9 protein-coding genes and 1 riboswitch are annotated in these 15,241 nt (G+C 71.4%); of the genes, 5 read left to right on the top strand and 4 right to left on the bottom strand.

Translation table 11 applies throughout. The annotated features are described in order from the left end of the window. Positions 1-2: 2 nt before the first annotated feature. Positions 3-159: riboswitch (cyclic di-AMP (ydaO/yuaA leader) on the bottom strand. Between the two features lie 242 nt (positions 160-401). Further along, entirely contained in the window at positions 402-2,903 is a 2,502-nt protein-coding gene (gene pcrA / locus AC5P1C_RS16385; RefSeq protein ID WP_493866553.1) for a DNA helicase PcrA, read from the top strand. A gap of 53 nt (positions 2,904-2,956) precedes the next feature. Here pcrA and AC5P1C_RS16380 read toward each other — a convergent pair whose 3' ends face one another. After that, entirely contained in the window at positions 2,957-4,615 is a 1,659-nt protein-coding gene (locus AC5P1C_RS16380) for a M23 family metallopeptidase (RefSeq protein WP_493866552.1), read from the bottom strand. Between the two features lie 206 nt (positions 4,616-4,821). Continuing rightward, entirely contained in the window at positions 4,822-5,676 is an 855-nt protein-coding gene (locus AC5P1C_RS16375; protein WP_493866551.1) for a lipase family alpha/beta hydrolase, read from the bottom strand. Positions 5,677-6,080: 404 nt separating this feature from the next. On the opposite strand from AC5P1C_RS16375, the gene icmB reads away from it, so the two are divergent. After that, the gene (icmB, locus tag AC5P1C_RS16370; protein ID WP_160506729.1) at positions 6,081-6,497 is read left to right on the top strand and encodes a coenzyme B12-dependent isobutyryl CoA mutase small subunit; all 417 of its coding nucleotides are present in this window, start codon (positions 6,081-6,083) and stop codon (positions 6,495-6,497) included. 77 nt (positions 6,498-6,574) lie between these two features. Here the strand turns inward: icmB and AC5P1C_RS16365 are convergent, their stop codons facing one another. Both AC5P1C_RS16365 and AC5P1C_RS16360 read right to left on the bottom strand, forming a co-directional pair. After that, entirely contained in the window at positions 6,575-8,239 is a 1,665-nt protein-coding gene (locus AC5P1C_RS16365) for a DUF5691 domain-containing protein (protein WP_493866550.1), read from the bottom strand. A 94-nt stretch (positions 8,240-8,333) separates the two neighbouring features. Further along, entirely contained in the window at positions 8,334-9,716 is a 1,383-nt protein-coding gene (locus tag AC5P1C_RS16360) for an SWIM zinc finger family protein (RefSeq protein ID WP_493866549.1), read from the bottom strand. A gap of 194 nt (positions 9,717-9,910) precedes the next feature. On the opposite strand from AC5P1C_RS16360, the gene AC5P1C_RS16355 reads away from it, so the two are divergent. The 3 genes from AC5P1C_RS16355 to AC5P1C_RS16345 all read left to right on the top strand — a co-directional run bounded on the left by AC5P1C_RS16355 (position 9,911) and on the right by AC5P1C_RS16345 (position 15,202). Beyond that, positions 9,911-11,035 (top strand): ATP-binding protein, encoded by a 1,125-nt coding sequence (locus AC5P1C_RS16355; RefSeq protein WP_493866622.1) that lies wholly within the window; start codon positions 9,911-9,913, stop codon positions 11,033-11,035. 88 nt (positions 11,036-11,123) lie between these two features. Beyond that, positions 11,124-13,646: a DUF5682 family protein gene (locus AC5P1C_RS16350; protein WP_493866548.1), complete on the top strand. Its 2,523-nt coding sequence runs from the start codon at positions 11,124-11,126 to the stop codon at positions 13,644-13,646. A gap of 413 nt (positions 13,647-14,059) precedes the next feature. Further along, entirely contained in the window at positions 14,060-15,202 is a 1,143-nt protein-coding gene (locus AC5P1C_RS16345; RefSeq protein ID WP_493866621.1) for a vWA domain-containing protein, read from the top strand. Positions 15,203-15,241: the final 39 nt, after the last annotated feature.

Here is a 15,241-nt window from a genome sequence, read left to right as displayed (position 1 = left end):
CGACTCCTTCCGTAGACCGCCTACCGGGTTAGCTGTCGGGTTCGGGCGGGTGGTTCCGGAAGGTTGCCCTACGGTCCCGTACTTCGTACGGGACCGATTCACCCCAAGTTCATCGTGGGTCCCCGGCTCCGAGGAGATCGAACTCGGCGGAGGCCGCCCGTTCCCGGCGGGGTTCGCCGGTGGGAGTACGAGCAGCCCGCGGAGCACGCTAGCCAACTCGTGTGGCCCGTGTGAAGGTTGATGTTCGATATGCCCGATACATTTTCGTTACTTTGCGAAGCTCTTGACGCGGGCACGCCGTGCCGTGGCGGAGTGTGACCGTCCGCGGGCGGGGCGTAGGCGAGGAGAGTGGTCGGAACCCGGGGCGGGTTGTCAGTGGGGCCGCCTAGACTCGGGAGGCGATGAGCAGCCTCTTTGATGACAGCTTCCTGGCGGACCTCAAGCCCTCGCGGGCTTCGGAGGAAGAGCACCCGCCGCCGCCCGAGGACAGTGCTCCGGAGTCCGTTCCGGATGATCTGTTCGACGGGAAGTTCGACGCGCCCGTGCCCAGGGACGCGCACTACCGCGGCGGGGCCCCGCGCCCCGTGATCGACCCGGCGGCCCTCCTCGACGGGCTGAACGAGAACCAGCGCGCGGCCGTCGTGCACGCGGGTTCCCCGCTGCTCATCGTCGCCGGCGCGGGCTCCGGAAAGACCCGGGTCCTGACGCACCGCATCGCGTATCTCCTGGCCGAGCGGCACGTGCACCCGGGGCAGATCCTGGCGATCACGTTCACGAACAAGGCCGCGGGCGAGATGAAGGAGCGCGTCGAGCAGCTCGTCGGTCCGCGGGCCAACGCGATGTGGGTGTCGACGTTCCACAGTGCGTGCGTGCGGATACTGCGCCGCGAGTCGAAGACGATCGGCTTCACCTCCTCCTTCTCGATCTACGACGCCGCCGACTCCAAGCGCCTGATGGCGCTGGTCTGCCGCGATCTGGACATCGACCCGAAGAAGTTCCCGCCGAAGTCCTTCAGCGCCAAGATCTCGAACCTGAAGAACGAGCTGATCGACGAGGAGACCTTCGCCGGCCAGGCCGCCGACGGCTTCGAGAAGACGCTCGCCCAGGCGTACGCGATGTACCAGTCGCGGCTGCGCGAGGCGAACGCCCTCGACTTCGACGACCTGATCATGACGACGGTCAACATGCTCCGCGCCTTCCCGGACGTCGCCGCGCACTACCGCCGCCGCTTCCGGCACGTGATGGTCGACGAGTACCAGGACACCAACCACGCGCAGTACGCCCTGGTGCGCGAGCTGGTGGGCCCCTCCGGGGGCGAGGGTGACGACCCGGCCGAGCTGTGCGTCGTGGGTGACGCGGACCAGTCGATCTACGCCTTCCGCGGCGCCACGATCCGCAACATCCTCCAGTTCGAGGAGGACTACCCGAACGCGACGACGATCCTCCTCGAGCAGAACTACCGCTCCACGCAAACGATCCTGACCGCGGCCAACGCCGTCATCGAGCGCAACGAAAGCCGCCGCCCCAAGAACCTGTGGACCAACGCGGGCGCGGGCGCGGGCATCACCGGCTATGTCGCCGACACCGAGCACGACGAGGCGCAGTTCGTCGCCGACGAGATCGACCGGCTCACCGACGCGGGCGACGCGAAGGCGGGCGACGTCGCGATCTTCTACCGGACGAACGCGCAGTCCCGTGTCTTCGAAGAGATCTTCATCCGCGTCGGCCTGCCCTACAAGGTCGTCGGCGGCGTCCGCTTCTACGAGCGCAAGGAGGTCCGGGACGTCCTCGCGTATCTGCGCGTGCTCGCCAACCCGGAGGACTCCGTCCCGCTGCGGCGCATTCTGAACGTACCCAAGAGGGGCATCGGTGACCGCGCGGAGGCGATGATCGACGCCCTCTCGCAGCGCGAGAAGATCTCGTTCCCGCAGGCGCTGAAGCGTGTCGACGAGGCGTACGGAATGGCGGCCCGCTCGGCGAACGCGGTCAAGCGGTTCAACGTGCTGATGGAGGAGCTGCGGACCATCGTCGAGTCCGGCGCGGGTCCCGCCGTGGTCCTGGAGGCCGTGCTCGAACGGACCGGGTACCTCGCCGAGTTGCAGTCCTCGACCGACCCGCAGGACGAGACGCGTATCGAGAACCTCCAGGAACTCGCCGCAGTAGCCCTGGAGTTCGAGTCGGACAGCGGTGAGGCAGCTTCCGAGGGCGAGGGCGAGGGCGCAGCCGAAGGCGCGGGCACAGGCGTGTCGGGCACGCTCTCCGAGTTCCTGGAGCGGGTCGCGCTCGTCGCCGACTCGGACCAGATCCCTGACGAGGAGGACGACGGCTCCGGAGTCATCACCCTCATGACGCTGCACACCGCCAAGGGCCTGGAGTTCCCTGTCGTCTTCCTGACCGGCATGGAGGACGGCGTCTTCCCGCACATGCGCTCCCTCGGCCAGGTCAAGGAGCTGGAGGAGGAGCGCCGCCTCGCGTACGTGGGCATCACGCGCGCGCGTGAGCGGCTCTACCTGACGAGGTCCTCGATGCGCAGCGCCTGGGGACAGCCTTCGTACAACCCGCCGTCGCGCTTCCTGGAGGAGATCCCTGAGGCCCACCTGGACTGGAAGCGGAAGGGTTCGATCGGCGCACCGGCATCCTCTGGGCCCGCGGCCTCAATCGCCTCCTCCTTGTCGTCGTCGCGCTCGCGCACCGGGGGCGCGCAGGGCTTCGCCACACGCCGTGCCACGGAGAAACCGGTGGTCGCGCTGGCCGTCGGGGACCGGGTCACGCACGACCAGTTCGGTCTCGGGACCGTGGTCGGAGTGAAGGGCACGGGCGCGAACGCCGAGGCGACGGTGGACTTCGGAGAGCCCAAGCCGAAGCGGCTCCTGCTGCGGTACGCGCCGGTGGAGAAGCTCTAACGCCGGGAGCGGCGGCCCGAGTTACGTCGGGTCGCCGCGGGCGGCGCCCTGAATTACGTCGGGTCGAGGCCGTGGCTGCGCAGCCACGGCAGCGGGTCGATCGCCGAGCCGCCGCCGGGGCGCACCTCGAAGTGCAGGTGCGGGCCAGTGGAGTTGCCGGAGTTCCCGGAGAAGGCGATGGGGTCACCCGCCTTGACGGGGCCGCTGGAGATCTTGTGCGTGGAAAGGTGGCAGTACCACGTCTCCGTGCCGTCCTTGGCGGTCACGATCGCCATGTTGCCGTAGGCGCTGTTCCACTTCGTGGAGACGGTGCCGTCGGTCGCGGCGAGCACCTCGGTGCCGTACGACACCGGGAAGTCGATCCCGGAGTGCGCGGACATCCAGTTGATGCCGGCCTGTCCGTAGTAGGCGCTCAGACCGTGCTGCTTCACCGGCAGCGCGAACTTGGGGCGCAGGCGCTCCTTGCGCGCGGCTTCCTCGGCGGCCTTCTTCTCGGCGGCGACCTTCTCCGCCTTGAGGTCGATGCGCTCCTGGGTGCGGCTCGCGCGGTCGGCGAAGTCACCGGCGTCCGCGGAGAGGTTAGCCAGCTGCGTGTCCAGCTTGTTGTTGGCGGCGGAGGGCTGCACCGACGTCGGGTCCGGGGCCGTCGCCGCCTGCGCCTCCTTCTCGTCGCCGCCGCCGAAGTCGCCCACGGACGCGGCGGCGATGCCCGCGACGCCCATCACGCAGGCGGAGGGCACGGCGACGGTGAAGAGCGCGGAGCGCTTGGCGGGGGAGCGGCGGCGGGCCCGAGAGCGGGAGCCGTGCGAACGGTCCATGACCGGCGGCTCGTCGTCGACGGCGGTGCGGCTCGGCTCGACCGGACCGAGTGAATCGGCGGGAGCCTCGTCGGGAGTGAACTCGTGCTCGGCAGGAGCGGGTTGGGCGTAGGCCTCGGAGGAGTGAGAACCGGAGGCGTAGGAATCGGACGCGTAGGACCCGGTGTCGTAAGGCGAATGCTCGTACGTTTCGGGCGCCTCGTACGTGTCGTACGTATCGTGCGCTCCGGGCGTGTCCTGAGCCTGCGCCGCGTACGTCCCGAGTGCCTCGTACGCCTCGTGTGTCTCCGGGGTGCCGTACGCCTCGTGCGTCCCGGCGGCTCCGTACGGCATGTCCTGCGTCAGGATGTCCTGCGGGAGGTCCTGACCGCCGGAGTTCCACGCGGTCGCGTCGTACGCGCCGGTGTCGAAGGCCTGGGCCTCCCACTGGCCCGTCTGCTGCGGCTGGTCCCAGGCGCCTGCTTCCCACTGCCCGGTGGAGTGGGGGCTCGGCTGGGCCGGGATGTCGGCGGACAGGTGCTGATATCCGCCGGTCGACCACATGGCGCTGGTGTCGTAACTGCCGGTCTCGTAGCCACTGGTGTCGTACGCGGTCTGGTGCTGGGCTGCGTACGGGTCGTAGTTCAGCGTCTGTTGAGTACCCGTGGTGGACCACTGGCCGGTGTCGTACTGACTGCCGGGCATGTCGCCGAAGAGCGGGTCGGACGCGAAGCTTCCGGTGTCGGGGCCGGCCGGCGCATAGCTGCCTGTGGTGTCGAAGCTTCCGGTGGAGTAGCCGTCGTACCCATAGGCGCCGTGCTGGGTGCTCTGCTGGTCGTACGCCGCGTAGGGCGCATAGTCGGCGGGTGCCGAGGCCGGGGGTGTCGAGCTCCCCGACGGGTGACGGTCGTTCACCAACTTCTCTTTCGCCTCGGCAGCAGGGGCAGAGCAGTGCGGTGACTGTACCCGGCGGTATGCGGGCGCGACAATCTTCGGCAGGTTTCCCGCCCTCAGGAAACGGGCATTCGGCCGCCTTTCGGCGGACTGTGGGCACAGCTTTGGCCCTGCGTTCGAGGTTCGTTCGACAAAACGTCCACACCGCGGGGTGCGGACGCCGCTCCTCAGGCCACCGTTTGTCCGTTTTCGGAGTTCGCCGCGGTGGTCCCCGGAGCAGGCTGGTCGAGGGCCTGGCGGATTCCGGCGGCGACCGCGGGGTGCACCGGCAGGGCGAGATGACCGATACCGGAGACACGTACGTTCTGTGCGATCAGGTCGGGGTGGTTGACGCAGGCCGTTTCGAGAGGGTCCATCAGCTGGTCCAGGTCGCTCCAGAAGCTCACGAAGCGGGTCCGGCAGCCGGGCGCGGGCTCGCGCAGCTCTTCGATCACGTCCGAGCCGGGGCGCATCTGGCGCACGATCGGGTGCGCGTCGGCCAGCGGCACGACACGGGTCCCCTCGTGCGGGGTGCCGAGGGTGACCAGCGTGCGGACGCGTTCGTCGCCGCCCAGGCGTTGCGCGTAATAGCGGGCTATCAGGCCGCCGAGGCTGTGCCCGACGACGTCCACCTGGCGGTGGCCCGTGCGCTCGCAGATCTCCTCTATGTGGCGGCCGAGCAGCTCGGCGGCGGTGCGGATGTCGCACGTCAAGGGGGAGTAGTTGAGGGACTCCACGTGCTGGCCGCCGTGCTGGGCCAGGGAGCGGCGCAGGAGGACGAAGACCGAGCGGTTGTCGATGAAGCCGTGCAGGAGGACGACCGGTGGCCTGCTATCGGCGGGGAGCCGAGGGGTGTCGGTGGGCGGGAGTTCGGCGGCGATCCTGCGTTCCTGGACGATGCCCGAGGGGTACAGGAGGAGGTGGCCGGCGAGGATCGCCATCTCCAGGGCGGTCGCCTTCAGAAGGGCCATGGAGAGTCCCGCCAGTCTGGCGGGCAGGGTGAGGCAGGGCGGGCGAAAGGGCAGGACCCTCGTGATGGTCATGGTCGACCTCCCGGTCGGCACGCGAGGGGGCGGCTCTGTCCCCCGTGTGCCCGTAGTGGGGAGGCGTGAGCGAGGCCGTACGACGGCGCGTGGTCAGCGCCTGTGGCGCCCCGCATACCGGCGCGATCGCCGATGTGCCGCATCACCCCGGCGCGCAGCTGACGGCGCGGTGGTACGGCGACCTCGTTGCGGCTCCCCTTGCGCCGTCCCGGAAGCGGTCCGTATACCGCTGGATACGGGAATGGCGCGCAGCGAACGTGTCCCATCGTGTGATTTCCCCCTCGCTCTCCACCGTGAAACTGCCGGGTGCGAGATGCTGGGGATAACGTTCGTTCACTTCCCCGGCCGGTGCGGCACGGGGTGCCAGTGCTTGGACAGATGGATATCGGTACATGGAGGCAGTGATGGGTGTGGCAGCCGGTCCGATCCGCGTGGTGGTGGCGAAGCCGGGTCTCGACGGTCATGATCGCGGAGCCAAGGTGATCGCGAGGGCACTGCGTGACGCGGGTATGGAGGTCATCTACACCGGCCTGCATCAGACGCCCGAGCAGGTGGTGGACACCGCGATCCAGGAAGACGCCGACGCGATCGGTCTGTCCATCCTGTCCGGGGCCCACAACACGCTGTTCGCGCGCGTGATCGAGCTCCTCAAGGAGCGCGACGCGGAGGACATCAAGGTCTTCGGCGGCGGCATCATCCCCGAGGCGGACATCGCGCCGCTCAAGGAGAAGGGCGTCGCGGAGATCTTCACTCCCGGGGCGACGACGGCATCGATCGTGGACTGGGTCCGGGCGAACGTCCGCCAGCCGGCGGGGGCCTGACGGCGTCCGCGCCGCGTCGGGGGCCGGGGCCTCGTCGGTAGGGGCGGCCGACGGCCTCGGCTGCTCACTGGGGGTGCCTAGGATGACGGCACCTCCTGATCTTCCGGCGCCGCGCCCAGCTCCGCCCGCATCGCCGCGCGGAGACGCAACGTACTGACCAGGCGCTGGAAGGCCTCCGACCAGTAGCCGCCCGCGCCGGGGGACGCGTCCTCCGGCTCGTCCGGAACCGCGGTCAGTACGTCGAGACGGACCGCCTCCGCCAGGTCGAGGCAGCGCTCCGCAAGGCCCATCACCCCACTGAAGCTCCAGGGGTAACTCCCGGCGTCCCGCGCGATGTTCAGCGCATCCACCACGGCCCGCCCCAGCGGCCCCGACCAGGGCAGCGCACACACGCCGAGCAGCTGGAACGCCTCCGAGAGGCCGTGCGTCGCGATGAACCCCGCGACCCAGTCGGCCCGCTCCCCGGCCGGCAGCGCGGCGAGGAGCTTCGCGCGCTCGGCCAGTGACGCCGCGCCGGGACCCGCCGCGTCGGGTGACGACGGAGCCCCGAGCAGCGCCCGGGACCAGACCGCGTCGCGCTGCCGCACGGCCGCGCGGCACCACGCGGCGTGCAGTTCGCTCCGCCAGTCGTCCGCCACAGGCAGTGCCACGATCTCGGCGGGGGTACGGCCGCCGAGCCGCTCCGGCCAGGTGCTGAGCGGGGCAGACTCCACCAACTGGCCCAGCCACCAGGAGCGTTCGCCCCGCCCAGTGGGCGGCTTCGGGGTGACGCCGTCCCGCTCCATGCCCGCGTCGCACTCATGCGGCGCCTCGACCGTGAGCGTCGGCGTGCTCTTCGTGCCCTGTGCGTGGTCGATGGCCACGCAGGAGGCGGCACGGGCCGCCATCCGTGCGGCTAGGGCGGACGAGGGGAGCGCGGAGAGGAGCTCGGCCGCCGTGGCGCGGACGTTGCGGCTGCGGTCGGTGAGGGCCTGTTCCAGGAACGGCTCGTCGGCACCGCACAGGGTGCGGAGGGAGTCGAGGAACATCAGGCGGTCCTCGGCCCGTTCCGTGCTCCAAGTGGTGGCGAGCAGTTCCCGAGCGGCGGCCGGGGCGTGCGCGCGCACCGCGCCGAGCAGCGCGACGCGCTCGGCGAACAGGCCCTCCTCCCAGAGTTGCTGGACCTGAGCCGTGTCATCGGGGGCGGGCAGGGCCACCCCGCCGCCAGGAGTGGAGCGAAGGGCGAACTTCCAGTCAGGGTTGAGCCGCGCGAGCCACAGCGCCCGCGGGCCCGCGAAGGCGAGGGCCTGGGGCCGGAGGTCCGTACGCCCGCGGGCCGCGTTCAGGAGGGCCGGAAGCAACTCGGGCGGCGCCGCGAAGCCGCGTTCGTTGGCCAGCGCCAGCCATTGCGGCAGCAGTTCCATCAGGTCGGGCACCGCGCCTCGACGCCCGCCGCTGCCCGCACCGGGGTGGTCGGTGAGCAGCGTGGCGAGCCTGCGCCGCGCCGTGGGCGGCACAAGGGGCCTGGGATCGGCCGCGGCCGGCTCGGGAGGTGTCGCCGCGGGCGCGGGGCGAAGACCGGCTCTGCGCCGGACGGTCTGCACGGCGGCGGCGTCCAGCAGGGCGGTCGGTGCGTCCTTGTCCTGGCCGTGTACGGGAGGTGTGCGGCGGTCGGTGCCGAGGAGCGCGGCGGTGACCAGCTCTTCCCAGGCGGTGACGGTCGCTTCGGTGGTCGCTTCGGTGAGTGCGGTGGTGCCGGTCATGTGAACTCCCCTCTCGGGGCTGTCGGGGCTGTCGTGGCTCTGGAGGCTCTCGGGCGGATCACGTTCGCGCGCGCGAAGCCGTGAGACGTGATGGTCAGCACAGGGGCACCGCCTCTCCCGCTCCGCGCGGCCAGGCCGTCAGAGGGGTGAAGCCCTCGTGACCACATTCGCCGAAGACCGTCACCGGACCGCCTCCGGAGAGTGCCACGAGCCGCCACAGGCCCGCTCGAGAGGCCGCGGAAGGCGTGATGGGCAGGGCCATGTCCCCTTCCGCGTCCGCCAGTTGCCAGCCGTCGGAGGCGGGACCCTGTTGCGGGGTCGGTATCACCTCGCTCAACGTCACCGGCCAGGAATCCAGCCAGGGGTCGTCCCGCAGCACCTCGCCGTAGCGGTGCGCGGCCTGCTCCGTCCGAACGCCCGGCGGCCGGGCGGTCGTCGGGGCGGGGGCGCCGAACTGCTCGCCCAGGTCGGCCCGCAGCTGTCCGGCGCCCGGATACGCGGTCAGCTCGGCGTCAAGTGCCAGGCCTACCGGGAGCGCGAGCGCGGGTGCGCGCCCCGCGGCTCCGTACGACAGGAGCAGGGCCGTCCGGCCCGACTCCGCGCCGTGCAGCCATATCCGGCGGGTGGTCAGCTTGCTGTCCGCCGTGTCGTACTGCGCGAGCACCAGCCAGTGGTCCCGCACCGCAGGGCCCTGCGTCGACGAAGGCAGGCCTATGCGGGAGCGGACCGTGGCAGCAAGGGCCTCCGGCAGCTGCTCGCGGTGCAGCCAGCCCTGGTCGAGGAGGTGGAGGAGCGCGCACTCCTCCAGCATCCGCACCGGCCAGCCGGGTCCAGAGGAGGGGATGGCCCCCAACTCCCGCACGCGCGAGGCCAGTCCGGGCGCCTGTGCGTCGACCATGCGGGCCGCGGTCTCCTCCCACAGCCCGTACCCCGTCTGCTCTGCGGAGGCTATGCCGCCGCGCAGCAGATCGGAGAGGCGCTGCTCCAGCTCCGCGACCCCCGCGGTGACCCGCTCGGCCCGCCGCTCCGCTCTGTGGCGCGCGGCCTCGGGATCAGCTGGCGCCGAGCCCGGCGCCGCGTCCGAAGTCCGCTTCGTCCCCGCTCTCTTACGGCGCCCAGCCAGCCACTCCTCCGCCCATACCGGCGGCCTCGCGTCCGGCATCGGGGCAGATGGCTCCTCGCCACCCGCCCAGAGCAGCAGCAGCCCGAGCGCGTGTTTGCACGGGAACTTCCGGCTCGGGCAGCTGCATTTGTACGCAGGGCCGGCCGCGCCGGTGATGTCCGCGATGTCGACGACCGTCTGATACGGCTTGCTGCCACTTCCCTTGCACAGTCCCCATACCGTCCCCTCGCCCGAACTGCCTGCCTCCGACCATGGGCCGGCGACGCCGAGTTTGCTTCCCGCCTTGCGTGACGGGGCGTCAGGCGCCAATGCCAGCACCTGATCCGCCGTCCAGCGCACCCCCTGCTGAGTCATGTCATCGAAGGTAGATCCCACCACTGACAATCGGCCCCGCACGCGGTGTCAGTGCAGGTCAGAGGGATGCGAGGGTCGATTGTCAGTGGCGTGGTGCACGGTTGGAACCACATCCGGGCCAGATGCGCCCGGACGAGTTGGAGGGGGATCGCTCCATGACCGTGTCCGTCGCCTCAACGGCCTCAACGGCCTCGATGACCTCGACGAGCTCTACGGCCGGGAACCAGCCCGCGGGTGAGTCGGAGGCGCTGCGGCCGCACGCCGAGCACGCCTTCGCCGCCGAACTGGCCGCGCTCGCCGCGCAGGACGACCGCCCGCGCCCCGCCCGCTGGCGGCTCTCGCCGTGGGCGGTCGCGACGTATCTGCTCGGTGGCACGCTGCCCGACGGGACGGTGATATCGCCGAAGTACGTGGGGCCGCGCCGGATCGTCGAGGTCGCCGTCACCACCCTCGCCACGGACCGCGCCCTGCTCCTGCTAGGAGTTCCCGGCACCGCGAAGACGTGGGTGTCCGAGCATCTGGCGGCCGCCGTCAGCGGAGACTCGACGCTGCTCGTGCAGGGCACGGCGGGGACGCCGGAGGAAGCGATCCGGTACGGCTGGAACTACGCGCAGCTGCTCGCGCACGGCCCCAGCCGCGACGCGCTCGTGCCGAGTCCCGTGATGCGGGCCATGTCCGACGGCATGACGGCGCGGGTCGAGGAGCTGACTCGCATCCCTGCCGACGTGCAGGACACGCTGATCACGATCTTGTCGGAAAAGACCCTTCCCATACCGGAGTTGGGCCAGGAGGTGCAGGCCGTCCGCGGCTTCAATCTGATCGCCACGGCCAACAACCGCGACCGCGGGGTGAACGACCTGTCGAGCGCGCTGCGCCGCCGTTTCAACACGGTGGTCCTGCCGCTGCCGGAGAGCGCCGACGCCGAGGTCGACATCGTCTCGCGCCGCGTCGACCAGATCGGGCGCTCGCTCGACCTGCCGACCGGGCCCGAGGGCATCGACGAGATACGCCGCGTCGTCACCGTCTTCCGTGAGCTGCGCGCCGGGGTCACGGCCGACGGGCGTACGAAGGTGAAGTCGCCGAGCGGCACGCTCTCGACGGCCGAGGCGATATCCGTCGTGACCAACGGCCTCGCGCTGGCCGCCCACTTCGGGGACGGCGTGCTGCGACCGGGCGATGTCGCCGCGGGAATCCTCGGCGCGGTCGTCCGCGACCCGGCGGCGGACCGGGTGATCTGGCAGGAGTACTTGGAGGCGGTGGTCCGTGAGCGTGACGGCTGGAAGGACTTCTACCGCGCGTGCCGCGAGGTGAGTGTGTGACGGGTGCGGTGCTGGAGGCGGTTTCGGGTGTGGGTGCGGGTGCGGGTGTGACGGTGGCGGGTTCGCGCGGGACGGAGAGGGGGCGGACATGAGCGACGAGGTGCGGGGAGCGACACGGGCTCGCGGAGGGCCGTTGCTGCTCGGGGTGCGGCATCACGGGCCGGGGTCGGCGCGTGCGGTGCGGGCCGCGCTTGAGCAGGGCGCGCCGCGCGTGGTGCTGATCGAGGGGCCGCCGGAGGCCGACGCGTTGGTGGCGCTCGCGGCGGACGAGGGGATGCGGCCGCCGGTCGCGCTGCTCGCGCACGTGGTGGACGAGCCGGGCCGGTCGGCGTTCTGGCCGCTGGCCGAGTTCTCGCCGGAGTGGGTCGCGATCAAGTGGGCCGCGGAGGCAGGGGTTCCAGTCCGGTTTATGGATCTTCCGGCGGCGCATTCGCTGGCGCGGGCGGAGCAGGAGGCGGGCGATCCCGGAGGCGCCGGGGATGCGGACGCCGATGCCGATGCCGACGCAGACGCAGACGCAGACGCAGACGCAGACGCCGACGCCGACGCCGACGCCGACGCCGACGTGGACGCGGTGCGGATCGATCCGCTTGCGGTGCTCGCGGAGACCGCCGGGTACGACGACCCCGAGCGGTGGTGGGAGGACGTCGTCGAGCACCGGGGTGCGGGCGCGGACGCGTTCGCGCCGTTCGACGCGCTGGGCGAGGCCATGGGGGCGCTGCGCGAGGAGTACGGGATCGGCGGGCACGACCGTGACCTGGTGCGTGAGGCGTACATGCGGATCCAAGTGCGCACGGCACAGCGGGAGTTCGGGGTGGACGAGGTCGCGGTGGTGTGCGGGGCGTGGCATGTGCCCGCGCTGCGGCAGAAGGCGGCCGTGGCGGCCGACCGGGCGCTGCTCAAGGGGCTGCCCAAGGTGAAGGTCGACATGACCTGGGTGCCCTGGACGCACCGCCGCCTCTCCCGGGCCAGCGGTTACGGCGCGGGGATCGCGTCCCCCGGTTGGTACGGGCATCTGTTCAGCGCGCCCGACCGCCCCGTCGAGCGCTGGCTGACCAAGGTCGCGCGGCTCCTCAGGGACGAGGACAGGCTCGTGTCGTCCGCGCACGTCATCGAGGCGGTGCGGCTCGCGGACACGCTCGCGGCGATGCGGGGGCGTCCGCTGCCGGGGCTCACCGAGACGACGGACGCGGTCCGTGCGGTGATGTGCGAGGGCTCTGACGTGCCGCTCTCCCTCGTGCACGACAAGCTCGTCGTCGGGGACGTCCTGGGGGAGGTGCCGGACTCAGCGCCGGCGGTGCCGTTGCAGCGCGATCTCACGCGGCTCCAGCGGAAGCTCCGGCTGAAACCGGAGGCTTTTGAACGGGAGTTGGAGCTGGATCTGCGCAAGGAGACGGACGCGGCGCGCAGCACGCTGCTGCATCGCCTCCGGCTGCTGGGGATCGGCTGGGGCGAGCCCGCCGTGTCGCGGGGGAGTACGGGTACGTTCCGGGAGACCTGGCGGCTGCGGTGGGAGCCGGAGCTCTCCGTGCGGGTGGCGGAGGCGGGGGTGTGGGGGACGACCGTGGTGGCGGCGGCTACCGCTCGGGCCGAGGCCGATGCCGTCGGGGTCCGTGCTCTGGCCGATGTCACCGCGCTGGCCGAGCGGTGTCTGCTGGCGGAGTTGCCGGACGCGCTGCCGGTGGTGATGCGGGTCCTCGCGGACCGGGCGGCGCTGGACGCCGACGTCGGGCATCTGGCGCAGGCGTTGCCCGCGTTGGTGAGGTCGCTTCGGTACGGGGATGTGCGGGGTACGGACACGGCTGCCCTTGCCGAGGTGGCGGTGGGCCTCGCCGAGCGGGTGTTCGTAGGGCTGCCGCCCGCGTGCGCGGGGCTCGATCAGGACGCGGCGGTCGAGATGCGGGGGCATGTCGACGCGGTTCACCAGGCGGTGGGCCTGCTGGGGGAGTTGGGTGCCGGGCCTGCGCGGCCCCCGGGTGTGGCGGCGGGTGGCGCCGCCGGTATGCGCGGGCGGTGGAACTCCGTGCTGAGGGTGCTGGGGGAGAGGGACAGTATTGCCGGGGTTGTGCGGGGTCGATGTGTGCGGATCCTGTTGGACGCCGGTGAGTTGGCCGAGGGGGAGGCCGCTCGGTACATGGGGCTCGCCCTGTCGCGGGGGACCGAGCCCGCTGAAGCCGCCGCCTGGATCGAGGGGTTCGTGGGCGGCGGATCGGGCGGCGGAATGCTGCTCGTGCACGACGAGCGGCTGCTCGGATTGGTCGACGCCTGGCTGAGCGGCGTACCGGACCGCGCCTTCACCGACGTTCTGCCACTGCTGCGGCGCACCTTCTCGGCGTACGAACCGGGAGTGCGGCGGACTCTGGGCGAACTGGTGCGGCGTGGGACCGGGCCGGGGGCGGGCGACGGCGGCTCGGCTGTGGCCGGCGGGATACCCGGCTTTGGTGCGGAGCTGGATGAGGAGCGGGCGGATGCGGTGCTGCCGGTGCTGAGTCTGTTGCTCGGGGGCGGGGCCGAAAGCGCGACGGAGCGTGGTGCCGCTGCCGCTGCCGGCGACGGGGCGGAGTCCGGGGGCAGTGTTGGTGACGGTGACGAGCTTGTCGGGGTGGGCTGATGACACGGGATGTGGTGCAGGGCAAGGCGGGGGATGTGACGGCGGGAGGTGCTGTGGACGGGACGGCGGAGGTGGCGCGGAGCGGGACAGGGGGCGCGAGGCAAGGCGCGTCGGGTGACGCGATCGCGGGCGGGGCGCTGGATGCGACGGCAGGTGGGGCCGCGGGCTCGGCGCAAGGCGTGATGGTTCGGGGTGCGGTCGTGGGCGTGGGGCAAGGGCGGGCGGTGGCCGCGGGGCGGGACGAAACCGCGGGCGCGGCGCGGGATGTGACGGCGGAGGTTGTGCGAGGAGGGGCAGTGGGCGTGGGGCAAGGGGAGACCGCGGGCGCCGTGCGGGGGGCGGCGGCCGAGGGGGCGCCGGGGGGTTCGGTGGATGTGGAGCGCCGTGAGGGGTCGGATTCCGCCGGGGAGCGGATGCGGAGGTGGCGGCTTGTGCTTGGCGGGGGTGCTGCCGATGGAACGGGGTGTGAGCTCGCCGGGCGGGACTCGGCCATGGATGGGGCGCTCGGTGCCTTGTACGGGGGAGCGGACGGGGGGAAGAAGGACCGGGGGCGGGATCGGTCGGCGGGGCTCGGGGCTTCCGCGCCGTCCGTGTCGCGTTGGCTCGGGGATATACGGACCTACTTCCCCTCCTCCGTCGTCCAGGTCATGCAGCGTGACGCCATTGAGCGGCTAGGGCTGTCCACATTGCTTCTGGAGCCCGAGATGCTGGAGGCCGTGGAGGCCGACGTACATCTGGTGGGGACCCTTCTCTCCCTCAACAAGGCCATGCCGGAGACCACGAAGGAGACCGCGCGGGCCGTCGTACGCAAGGTCGTCGAGGACCTGGAGAAGCGGCTCGCCACGCGCACCCGCGCCACCCTCACCGGCGCGCTCGACCGCAGCGCCCGCGTCAGCAGGCCGCGCCATCACGACATCGACTGGAACCGCACGATCGCGGTCAACCTCAAGAACTACCTGCCGGAGTACAAGACGATCGTGCCCGAGCGGCTCGTCGGGTACGGGCGGGCGTCGCAGTCCGTGAAGAAGGAGGTCATCCTCTGCATAGACCAGTCGGGCTCGATGGCCGCCTCCGTCGTCTACGCCTCGGTGTTCGGCGCCGTGCTCGGCTCGATGCGGTCGCTCAACACGCGGCTCGTCGTCTTCGACACGAACGTCGTCGACCTCACCGATCAGCTCGACGACCCGGTGGACGTCCTGTTCGGCACGCAGTTGGGGGGCGGGACCGACATCAACCGGGCGCTCGCGTACTGCCAGTCGCAGATCACCCGGCCCGCGGACACCATCGTCGTTCTCATCAGCGACCTCTACGAAGGGGGCATCCGCAACGAGATGCTGAAGCGGGTCGCGGCGATGAAGGCGTCAGGTGTGCAGTTCGTGACGCTGCTCGCGCTCTCCGACGAGGGGACACCCGCGTACGACCGGGAGCACGCGGCGGCGCTCTCGGCGCTCGGCGCGCCGGCCTTCGCGTGTACTCCGGACCTCTTCCCGGAGGTGATGGCGGCGGCGATCGAGAAGCGGCCACTTCCCATACCGGACATGAATACGCATCGGTAGCGGGGGACTTGCGCAAGGGCGGGCCGCCCGTGCGAGGAT

It is taken from the genome of Streptomyces sp. A18, from assembly GCF_059026065.1.
The sequence above is the reverse complement of the archived record's forward strand: the minus strand, read 5'-3'. Positions and strand labels throughout refer to the sequence as shown.